We start from the raw sequence: 8,471 nt of genomic DNA, 5'->3' as shown, positions 1-8,471 counted from the left end.
ACAGGTCCGCATAACCGATTAAAGATGTTACTGGCGTTCGTAAATCATGAGAAATATTACTAATCATTTCATTTTTCATTTCCTGTGATTTTTTTTCATTCTCGATAGACTCTTTTAAACTTTTGGCCATTCTATTTACATTCGTCGCTAATTCACCAATCTCGTCATTTTTTGAAATAGGTATATGTACTTCAAAATTACCATTACTTATTTCCTTCACGTTCTTATTAATTTCAGACAATCTTTTCATCATTGTTTTTGTCATACATGCAAAGTATGTCGTAGTAAAAATCAAAAAAACTATAAAGTATAAAAATGAATATTTTTCCTCTAACGCATTAACATGACTATATATATTTCCAACTAAAATTTGAAGCACTATTATACTTACAGTCGCTAACAAGATGCTACATATGAAAGCTAAAAAAAATTTCGCCCTAATACCCTGTAAAGATCTAATCTTCAATTTTATATCCGACTCCCCAAACATTTTGTATAAACTTCGGTTCTTTTGGATTCTCTTCAATTTTATTTCTCAATCTTGCAATATGAACCATTACTGTATTATTACTTTCATAGGCTCTTTCGTTCCAAACGCTCTCATATATTTCTTCAATTGTAAACACACGATTCCTTGCGGCTGCCATTAAGTGTAAAATATCATATTCAGTTTTCGTAAGATTCATTGTTTCTCCATATAACATTACAGTTCTCGACACTTCATCTATTTCTAAACCTCTAATATTTATTTTCTTTTCCATTACTTGGACAGCATTTTGGTTGAAATATGTATATCTTCTTAATTGAGCTTTCACTCTTGCGATAAATTCAATTGTACTGAACGGCTTCACAATATAATCATCTGCCCCAGTACTAAATCCAATTACCTTATCGACATCCGATGATTTCGCGCTTAAAAACATAATTGGTAAACTATGTTTCTCTCTAATCCTTCTACACAATTCTATCCCATCCATTTGTGGCATCATAATATCCAAAATAGCAAGTTGAATACTGTTATTATTTATTATTTCTAAAGCCTCTTCTCCGTTATGAGCACTAAAAACTTTAAAACCTTCTTGCATTAGATTCACTTTTATAAATTGAACAATATCTTGATCATCATCTACAATTAAAATTGAATTTTTCTCCATATACAAACCTCTTTTTGAAATATATTCCACAATCAATTTTATCATAAATTAAAACCATACTCCCCTCTTGAATAATCTTTATTTTCAGACTAGATTATATAATAACAACACATTCTAGTTTCAAAAGAAATGGAGTGAAAGCATGTTTCCTATATTGAAAACAGACCGACTCATTTTAAGAGAACTTACCGAAGAAGATGCACCGCGTATACTACAATGCTTTTCTAATACTAATGTACTGCGCTATTATGGCCAAAAACCGTTACAAGATATTGATCAAGTGAAGCAAATCATTCATAATTTTAAGTTGAGTTACAATGCAAGAAGCGGTATAAAATGGGGAATCGAATTAAAAGACACGAAAGAACTCATTGGTACCATTGGTTTTCACGATTGGTCTTCTGAGCATAAACGAGCCAATATAAGTTATGCCTTTTTGCCTGAACACTGGGGAAAAGGATATGCGACTGAAGCTGTTTCTGAGGTTATATCATACGGTTTCCATACGATTCATTTAAAGCGGATTGGAGCAATTGTATTTCTTGAAAATGAAGCTTCCAATAAAGTACTATTAAAATTAGGCTTTGAAAAAGAAGGCGTTCTAAAAAATTATATGTATCAAGATGATGTCCCATATGATACGAATTTTTACGCTTTATTGAAATCGGTTTAATAGAATTCATGTGTAAAAAACCTTACTTTTAAAAAGTAAGGTTTTTTGTATTTATTCATTAGCAATATAAGCATTCTTATAAGTATAAATACCACCAAATTGATGCTTTTCAATTCCTTTTACATAATCCTTTTGTACATATGCTGAGCCAATATGATAAAGCGGCGCTACCGCAGCATCTTCTAATAATACCTGCTCGGCTTCTCGCAACGCTTCCCATCGGTTTTCCGTATCTAGTACAAAATCCGTTTTCGCTTTCTTTATTAATTCATCGTAATGAACATTAGAATAATTCATTTTATTATTCGGATTCCCTGTCGTAAATAACTCTAAATAACTAATTGGGTCTTTATAGTCAGGTCCCCAATTTGCCATAGTTATATCGTAATCACCTGTTTGTTCTAACTGTAATTTTTGCTTAAATGGCTGTTGTTTAATTTGTATCGCGATTCCTTGCAAATTCTTTTCTAAATCACCTTTTATATATTCTGCCATCCGTTTTGCATTATCTTGTTCAAACGTTAAAAACTCGAGGTTTACTTGCTCTACTTCAAGCTCTTTTTTCGCTTCTTTCCAAATCTTTTGCGCATTTTGCAAATCATATGAAGAAAGATCTCCGTTTTCTTTTCTAAAATCTTTACCGGTCACTTCATTTACATGACCAACTGGTACAAGCCCGCTTGCAGGTTTTGCTCCGTTATTAATAAAGTGAGCAACAAAATCATCTTTATTTAACGCTAATGAAATAGATTGACGCACCTTTTTATTTGCTAACGCGGTATTTTTTTCATTAAAACGAAGCATGGCAATTCCAGGATCACTCGACATATGTAATTCCTTATTCCCTCTATACTTGTCTACAATTTGCGAATTAATAGGTACTCGATCCAAATCTCCGGCTTCATATAAATTTACAGCTGTCATTGTATCCTTTACGATATGAAAGTTTATTTCGTCTAATTTCACTTTCTTTCGATCCCAATATGCAGCATTCTTCTTTAATTGAAACTCTTGTTCATGCTTCCATTTTTCTAATACAAATGGCCCGTTATATATGAGATTACTAGGTTCCAATGCATAATTGTTTCCTTGTTCTTTCAAAAATGATTCATGCTGTGGTAAGTATATAGGTAGTGCTAACAACTGTAAAAAATACGGAACTGGCTGTTCCAGTTCAACTTCTAACGTATAATTATTTATTGCTTTAACCCCAAGTGCATCAAGAGGCATTGTTCCCTTATTAATCTCTTTCGCATTTTTCACATAAAAGAGCATGTATGCATATTGAGATGCCGTTTCAGGGTTAATTGCACGTTTCCATGCAAATATAAAATCATTTGCTGTTACATTATCTCCATTTGACCATTTTGCATCTTTACGCAAGTTAAATGTATATTTCTTACCATCTTCACTTCTTTTAAACGATTTTGCTACTGCTGGAGTAGGCTGATCTTGATCATTTAATACATATAACCCTTCAAATATGTTTTGCATAACGTGTGCTGATGTACCATCCATCGTTTTCGCAGTGTCCAGAGAAGGAATTTCTTCTGATACTGTTACATTTAACACTTGTTTTTTAACCTCTGTATCACTTTTATTCGCTTTATTATTACAAGCTGTTAATAATAAAGATGTAACAAGTGCCATTACCATTAAATGGCTCTTTTTTCGCTTCATGAGTTGTTCTCCTTAAGTATAAAATATTATAAAGCGTAATATATTATAGCAGAAATATGAACAGAAAGATGCGACATTCTTTTGAATATTTATTCGTTCAAGAAAAAAGCTATCCTTTTAAAAGGATAGCTTTTTCAACTGCCACATAATTAGTTATCTTTGCAAACCTCGTTTATAACGACTTGCTTCAAATATAATACGCTCTTCATCTAACGTTTTACATTCGCCATTCCAAACGACACGTTTTCCGTTAATAATTACATCGCTTATATCTTTTCCACTAGCAGCATATACAAGGTGTGATAACACTTCATCCGCTGGTTGTAAATGAGGCTTATTAGACGGATCAATCGTAATGAAATCAGCACATTTTCCAATCTCAAGTGATCCTGTTTGTTTCATCCCGATTACTTCAGCAGCTCCTTTTGTCGCAAGTGTAAGAGCTGTTTCAACTGGTAAAGCTGTTGCATCTTGGTGAATACCTTTTTGTAGTAAAGTCGCTATGCGCATTTCTTCAAACATATCTAAATTATTGTTAGATGCAACACTATCTGTTGCAATTCCTACTTTTATTCCTGCTTCTAGCATCGCTTTTACATTCGCTATACCAGAACCTAGTTTTAAATTACTATTCGGATTATGAGCTACTCGAACGTCATTTTCTGCTAAAAATGCACGCTCATCTTCATTTAATACTACACCGTGTGCAATAACTGTTGGGCGCTTAAACAATCCGCAGCTCGCTGCATATTCTACTGGACGTTTTCCATATTGTGCTTCAATATCACGTACTTCACGCTCTGTTTCAGAAAGATGGATATGAACCATCGTTTGATTCTCTACTGCAATCCGTGCGCACTCTTCTAACAATTCTGTACTACATGTATATGGACTATGTGGTGCAACCATCGTAGTTAACATGCCACTTTCGTTATAGTAACGCTTCACATATTTCTCAGCTTCTTCAATCGCTTTCTTTTCATCGTCTTTCGTTCCGAAGCTAAATAAAGTCCTTGAAACAGCAGCTCGCATCCCGCTCCTTGATACCGTTTCCATAATTGCGTCTTGATCTACTCCAATTGGATTAAACATGTCAGAGAATGATGTTGTACCACTTTTCACCATCTCAAGTAATCCTAATTCCGTACTAGCGACCGCAATTTGGGGAGTAAATTGACTTTCCAGTGGCCAAATTCTCGTCTCAAGCCACGGTTGTAATAACATATCATCGCCAATACCTCTTAGGAGACTCATTACAACGTGTGTATGTGTATTTACAAGCCCTGGTAAAACCCACTTTCCTTTCATATCAATTACTTCATCTACTTCAAAATCATTAGCGAATTCTCCGCTCTTTACATCTATAATTTGATCATTTTCTACAATGATATATCCATTTTCTATCACTTCGTTTTGTTCATTCATCGTTACAATTGTAGCGTTTACATAAGTTGTTTTCAAAAGTATTTCCCCTTTCAACTCTATGAAGTTCCCTTTAATAAGTTACCACCATTATAGTAACTTATTAAAGATTAAGAGTCAAAAGATAATTTTAATTCTTTCGTTATTTTTCCCTTCAAAATGCTATATTGTTTTTCATTTGTATCTGCAAATGCTTCTTTCCGATTTGATTCCACATCCATATAATTCAATTTCCCATTGAATTGAGTCTCTGTAAAATCAAATCTCTGCCCATCTATAAAGTTATAAAAGTGCCATACCTCTCTTACTTTTGTCTTTTTAATTTCTCCTCCATATATGTCTTGAACGACTAGAGCCGTTACACCACACTGTCCCTTTGCTGGGTTTTCAATTGTCCACTTTGAACTCGTTTCAATCGACCACGATTTTATTAGTGCTTCATATATTCTTTTTTCCTTTACATCATCCATTCTAATCTTCCCCTACTATTAATAGTTTTACACATCATATTTCAAAAGAGGCAGTACACGACCCTTAAAGACAGTTGATGGTGTCTCTCCTATTAACTGTGCCCCCATTTTCAAGTAATATCCTTTTGCATTCGGATCACTATCAATCGTAAAACTTTTTAATCCTAGTTCATTGGCTTTTTCTATTACGTACTCCCAAAGTATTTTCCCGTAACCTTTTCCTTTGTAATCAGGATGAATGTACAAGAAATCGAGAGCTTTATCATTACGTAAAAATGAGAAAAAACCAATCTTCGCATTATCGTTTTCTAAAACATATACAAAATTATTTTTTATGTATTCTTCTGTAATTGTTAAATCTTCCTTACAAGCAAGTATGAATTCTTCACTATAATCCCACGTTGCTTTTGATTGTAGTGCGAATTCACTTAATTCATTTGCTTCACTTAATAACGCTTCTCTTATCTTCATGATTCTTTCTCCTCACCTTCGATATGTAAACTACTAAATTGATTCGGAAAGCACTTCAAAAAACCTTTTTTTTCATAAATTAGAGGTTATTTTTATAAATCTTTATTATAACCAGTACAATTTTTTTAAAGAAAAAGAACACCATCCCTAAAAGTTGGTGTTCTCTTTTTCTAAAATTTAATCTTCAAACTCACTCATTCGTTTTACTATTTCGTACGATACAAACCTATACAGTTTCTACTACCGCTTCAAGCATTGTTCCATTTTTAGCATAATTCGTATGCCAAGAAAAAGCTTTTTCTAAAATATGAGGAGTTTGTCCACCTCTTGTTTTTGCTTCTTCGTAATAAGCACGTAGTTGATCACGATACATTGGATGTGCGCAATTCTCAATAATAAGTTCCACTCTTTCTCTTGGCGCAAGTCCCCTTAAGTCGGCATACCCCTGTTCAGTAACAATAACATCTACATCATGTTCAGTATGGTCTACATGAGAAACGAAAGGAACAATACTTGAAATGTTACCACCTTTCGCAATCGATTTAGTAACAAAGATAGCTAGGCGTGCATTTCTTGCAAAATCACCAGACCCACCAATTCCATTCATCATTTTTGTACCTAAAACGTGAGTAGAGTTAACATTTCCGTATATATCTAATTCTAATGCAGTATTAATTGAGATTAATCCAAGGCGACGAATGATTTCAGGATGATTGGAAATCTCTTGCGGACGCATCATTAATTTGTCACGATATTTTTCAAAGTTAGAAAATACTTGTTGCATTTTCTCTTCAGAAAGCGTGATAGAACAACAAGAAGCAAAATTGACTTTTCCAGCATCCATAAGATCAAAAACTGCATCTTGTAAAACTTCAGAATACACTTCTAAATCTTCAAATTCTGAATCTAACATTCCATGCAATACTGCGTTAGCAACTGAACCAATTCCTGATTGTAACGGCGCTAAACGATTTGTTAATCGCCCTATTTTAACTTCTTCTCGAAGGAATTCTATTAAATGCTGTGCCATAATGACCGTTTCTTCATCCGGAGGAACAATTGTCGATGGCGAATCCAATTGATTCGTAAACACAATTCCCTTTACTTTTTCAGGATCAATTGGAATACCGATTGTTCCAATTCGGTCATCTGTTTTCACAAGCGGAATTGGAAGCCTCTCCCCTTGTTTACCTGGTTCATATAGATCATGTAGTCCCTCTAATTGCGTGGATTGAGCCATATTCATTTCAATAATAATAGACTTAGCATTTAAGGAAAACGCTAAGGAATTTCCAATTGAAGTGGTTGGAATAATCATTCCGTCCTCTGTAATCGCAACCGCTTCCAAAATAGCGAAATCTATATCCAGAACGTCAGCGCGGAGTAACTCTGCTGTATGAGATAAGTGTTGATCCACAAATAAAAAGTCTCCGTTATTAATTCCTTTTCGCATCGTCGCGTCAGCTTGGAAAGGTAATCTTTTCCCTAAAATTCCTGCCTCAGCAAATAATTTGTCTACATCCGAGCCTAAAGAAGCCCCAGTATAAACATTTACTTTAAAAGATTCATCATTCTTAACTCGGTTTACAAGCGCAAATGGGACTGCTTTTACATCACCTGCACGTGTAAACCCACTTAAGCCTAAAGTCATTCCACTTTGAATCCAGGAAGCTGCTTCTTCAGGTGTAACTACCCGATCTTTTAGACGTTGATCTCTGATTCTATCTAAATTATTCTCCATATGTAATCCCTCTCTCATTGAATATTCATAATTATTTTACACATTTACACTATCAAAATAGGGATTTTAGTATACAATAACGAAAATTCAGACAGAACAGCAAATTTAGGTTCTAAAGCAGAAAAATTTAGAATCCTAGAAGCTTACGGAAATAACTAGCGTATGATTGACTAACTGGTACTCTCTCACCATTATCCATCGAAAGTACAAAAGTAGAATGGGTATCAGGATAAATCGCTTTAATATGATTAACATTTACAATAAACGAACGGTGACATCTAATAAATGAATCTTTAGGAAGCAAGTATTCGAATTCTTGCAGAGAGTATTTATGTGTTCCTGATAACTCTTCTGAATTCACATACGTCTTTTTATCTTTAGCCTCTAAATACATAACCTTTGAAAAAGGAACTGGAATCCAGCCATCTGTTGTTTTTAAAGTAACGACTGACTTTCCATCCGTTAAAGCTGGATAAATTGCCGTTACGCACCCTTCAAGCTTTCCATTGTTTGAAAATGGTACAGCCATTCCATGATAAGGAATACCAAAAACATCCCGATTCATAAACTCAGATGTTTTTTGATTCATCACCATCGCTTTATGAGCAATCGTTCCTTCCTTTATAGGATCCCCAGCGCTAATCTTTAAATCAATTCGTTTACTTGGCCGATAGTAAATATATTCTTTCGTATTCGAAACAGCAATTGAAATTTCATCTGAAAATAATTCACCAACAACATCTAGTAATAAACCTAATGTTCTATCTTCCATTCTATTAACACCTCATTCACTATTATACTACTATTATGAACAGGCATCTGTTTCTTTATAAATAGTTTGATTTTAAATTATTTTTAAA

Annotated in this window: 9 protein-coding genes; 1 reads left to right on the top strand and 8 read right to left on the bottom strand. The window is 33.9% G+C overall.

Annotated elements, in window-relative coordinates:
- On the bottom strand, nucleotides 1-466 hold a 466-nt coding region (locus ACQGSG_RS23865; RefSeq protein WP_426948174.1), incomplete at its 3' end, for a HAMP domain-containing protein.
- Nucleotides 456-1,154: a response regulator transcription factor gene (locus ACQGSG_RS23860; RefSeq protein ID WP_000414526.1), complete on the bottom strand. Its 699-nt coding sequence runs from the start codon at nucleotides 1,152-1,154 to the stop codon at nucleotides 456-458. The genes ACQGSG_RS23860 and ACQGSG_RS23865, both read right to left, overlap by 11 nt.
- Before the next feature lie 142 nt (nucleotides 1,155-1,296).
- Here ACQGSG_RS23860 and ACQGSG_RS23855 point away from each other — a divergent pair, with 142 nt between their 5' ends.
- Nucleotides 1,297-1,827 (top strand): GNAT family N-acetyltransferase, encoded by a 531-nt coding sequence (locus ACQGSG_RS23855; protein WP_000483972.1) that lies wholly within the window; start codon nucleotides 1,297-1,299, stop codon nucleotides 1,825-1,827.
- Nucleotides 1,828-1,878: 51 nt separating this feature from the next.
- On the opposite strand, the gene ACQGSG_RS23850 is transcribed toward ACQGSG_RS23855, so the two are convergent.
- The 6 genes from ACQGSG_RS23850 to ACQGSG_RS23825 form a co-directional block, all read right to left on the bottom strand.
- Nucleotides 1,879-3,507: a peptide ABC transporter substrate-binding protein gene (locus ACQGSG_RS23850; protein ID WP_000823519.1), complete on the bottom strand. Its 1,629-nt coding sequence runs from the start codon at nucleotides 3,505-3,507 to the stop codon at nucleotides 1,879-1,881.
- Between the two features lie 153 nt (nucleotides 3,508-3,660).
- Nucleotides 3,661-4,986 carry a bifunctional S-methyl-5'-thioadenosine deaminase/S-adenosylhomocysteine deaminase gene (locus tag ACQGSG_RS23845; RefSeq protein ID WP_002004854.1) on the bottom strand — a complete coding sequence of 442 codons (1,326 nt, stop codon included), beginning with the start codon at nucleotides 4,984-4,986 and terminating at the stop codon, nucleotides 3,661-3,663.
- A gap of 53 nt (nucleotides 4,987-5,039) precedes the next feature.
- Nucleotides 5,040-5,399 carry a YunG family protein gene (locus tag ACQGSG_RS23840; RefSeq protein WP_061139442.1) on the bottom strand — a complete coding sequence of 120 codons (360 nt, stop codon included), beginning with the start codon at nucleotides 5,397-5,399 and terminating at the stop codon, nucleotides 5,040-5,042.
- Between the two features lie 27 nt (nucleotides 5,400-5,426).
- Complete coding sequence (locus ACQGSG_RS23835; protein ID WP_000701894.1) at nucleotides 5,427-5,870, bottom strand: GNAT family N-acetyltransferase; 444 nt, start codon at nucleotides 5,868-5,870, stop codon at nucleotides 5,427-5,429.
- 226 nt (nucleotides 5,871-6,096) lie between these two features.
- On the bottom strand, nucleotides 6,097-7,611 hold the full coding sequence (locus ACQGSG_RS23830) for an acetyl-CoA hydrolase/transferase family protein (RefSeq protein ID WP_000429821.1): 1,515 nt from the start codon (nucleotides 7,609-7,611) through the stop codon (nucleotides 6,097-6,099).
- A gap of 127 nt (nucleotides 7,612-7,738) precedes the next feature.
- A complete protein-coding gene (locus tag ACQGSG_RS23825; protein WP_000390207.1) occupies nucleotides 7,739-8,383 on the bottom strand; it encodes a LytTR family DNA-binding domain-containing protein in 645 nt (214 codons plus the stop codon).
- Nucleotides 8,384-8,471 lie beyond the last annotated feature (88 nt).

The sequence above is a fragment of the Bacillus sp. GMa5/1 genome (genome assembly GCF_050172015.1).
Taxonomy (GTDB): Bacteria; Bacillota; Bacilli; order Bacillales; family Bacillaceae_G; genus Bacillus_A; species Bacillus_A cereus.
The sequence above is the reverse complement of the archived record's forward strand: the minus strand, read 5'-3'. Positions and strand labels throughout refer to the sequence as shown.